At 62.4% G+C, this 2,599-nt stretch carries 1 rRNA gene; it reads right to left on the reverse strand.

The annotated features are described in order from the left end of the window. Positions 1-69: 69 nt before the first annotated feature. Positions 70-2,599: ribosomal RNA gene (locus PFER_RS11785) — 23S ribosomal RNA — on the reverse strand; the annotation flags it as partial.

The following is a 2,599-nucleotide window of genomic DNA, read 5'->3' on the forward strand; positions in this document are numbered from 1 at the left end:
TTAAGTTGTAAGAATTGTTGGGGACCGCGCACAGGCAAGCCAACCAATCAAACCGCCCAACCCCCAATTCAGGGTAAGACCTCGGGCAACAGGGAACGGCAGGCTAAACGGGTCGGAAACCCTTCCCGCTCACACCCCCGCCCCTAAACCCGTCTTCTACGGGCGCCCTCGTCCCTGGCAACGGGCCGGTCACCCAAACCCACACCCAGGGAACGGCCGCTTATTTTCGGGGACCGCTTCGGCCTTAGATGCTTTCAGGCCTTATCGGACACGGCGTAGCTGCCCGGCACTGCCCTACACGGACAACCGGTAGACAAGAGGCCGCGGCACCCTGTTCCTCTCGTACTAAGGGCACCTTCCCCTCAAGCGGCCAACACCCCCGGAGGATAGCATCCGACCTGTCTCACGACGGTCTAAACCCAGCTCACGTTCCCCTTTAATGGGTGAACACCCCCACCCTTGGCCCCTGCTGCAGGACCAGGATGGGAAGAGCCGACAGCGAGGTAGCAAGCCTCGGGGTCGATATGGGCTCTCGCCCGAGACGACTCTGTTATCCCCAGGGTAGCTTTTCTGTCATCCCAGGCCCCCACCGGGGAGGCTCTGGGGTTCGTTAGGCCACGCTTTCGCGGCTGGACCCGCCTCTGTTACGAGTCCAGTCAAGCCGGCTTTTGCCCTTACACTCTACGGCGGATTCCTGACCCGCCTGAGCCGACCTTAGGGCACCTCCGATACCCTTTCGGAGGTGTGCCGCCCCAGCCAAACTGCCCACCTACCGCTGTCCCCCCAACGAGGGTTAGCTGTACGGTTGAGAGTGGGCGGTGTCTCATGACCGGCTCCACCCGCCCCGGAGGACGGGCTTCGACGCCTCCCGCCTACACTGCGCACCCCCAACCGTACAGCAACGGCAGGCTGCAGTAAAGCTCCATGGGGTCTTCGCTTCCGTCCGGGGGTCCCTGGCATACGCGGCCAGGCAGTGGTTTCGCCGGGCCCCAGCCGGGGACAGTGGGGACCTCGTTACGCCATTCATGCAGGTCGGCATTTAACCGACAAGGAATTTCGCTACCTTAAGAGGGTTATAGTTACCCCCGCCGTTTACCGGCGCTTCACCCGGTTGAACCCGGGCTTCACGTACCGGCACTGGGCAGGCGTCGGCCCCAGTACAAACCCTTTCGGGCTAGCTGGGACCTGTGTTTTTACTAAACAGTCGGGCCCCCCTAGTCACTGCGACCTGCGGTTTACACAACCGCAGGCACCCCTTCTCCCGAAGTTACAGGGCCAATTTGCCGAGTTCCCTCGGCTGGGTTACCCCCGACACGCCTTAGGCTTCTCACCCAGGGGCACCAGTGTCGGTTCTCGGTACGGTCGCGGTGGATCGCTCCCGGAAGGCTTTTCACGGGCCCCAGGGATCGGCAGAACCCCCCTAACGGGAGGCCCATCACGCCTTCACCCGGTTCTCACTATTACAGTACTCCCCGGGCTTGAACGCTTAGCTTACGTCCACCTACCCCGAGGCGTCACCCTCCGGGCTTGCGTTACCGCACCTACCACCGCGGTACGGGATTATAAACCCGTTTCCCTTTCCCCAGCACCAAGTTAAGGGCCGGGTTAGGACCGACTAACCCACGGCTGACGAACATTGCCGTGGAACCCTTGCCCCTACGGCGGCCGGGATTCTCACCCGGCTATGCTGCTACTCCCGGCAGGATCCACAATACCGACGGGTCCAGCGGACTTCACAGCCCGCCTTCCACCCCACCGGTACGCCCCCCTACCCGATGACGGAGCAAACACTCCGCCCGCCGGGGTATCGGCGGCCGGCTTGAACCCCGTCCATTTTCGGGGCCCCTGACCTCGACGGGTGAGCTGTTACGCACTCTTTAAAGGATGGCTGCTTCTAAGCCTACCTCCCCGCTGTCTAAGGCCAAGGACACCCTTTAGGTCATACTTAGCCGGCACTTAGGGGCCTTAACCCCGGGTTGGGTTCTTTCCCTTTCGGCCAACGGCTTACACCGTCACCCTACTCCGGGGGTCTACGGCGGTGGTAGGTTCGGAGTTTGACAGGGTGCCGAGGGCTCTCGCCCCCTAAACACCCAATCAGTGCTCTACCCCACCACCAACCTCGCCCCGGGCTATCCTACGGGATAATTCGGGGGGAACCAGCTATCTCCGGCCTCGATTGGCCTTTCACCCCTAGCCCGAGGTCACGGGAGCGAATTGCACATCAGCACCCCTAACGGGCCTCCATCCCTCTGGTGAGGGACTTCACCCTGCCCCGGGCTAGATCGACCGGCTTCGGGTCTCATCCGAGCGACTCCAGGCGCTTTCACACCCCGTCCCTCCCAAACGGTGCGGACCTGTCGGTTTCCCTACGGCTCCGGGGTTCCACCCCTTAACCTCGCCGCTCGGATGAACTCCCTGCCCCGTGTTTCAAGACGGACGGTGCGACTCCGGTCCTCTCCCCTCGTACTCACCCCTCACAGGGTTTTCCTTCGGGGAGACTCGACCCTTTCGAGCCGCACCCAACTATCACCGCCTGGTTTCAGGCTCTTTTCACCCCCTGCCAGGGGTGCTTTTCAGCTTTCCCTCACGGTACTAGTTC

Origin of the sequence: Palaeococcus ferrophilus DSM 13482, from assembly GCF_000966265.1 — an archaeon.
GTDB classification, from domain to species: domain Archaea; phylum Methanobacteriota_B; class Thermococci; order Thermococcales; family Thermococcaceae; genus Palaeococcus; species Palaeococcus ferrophilus.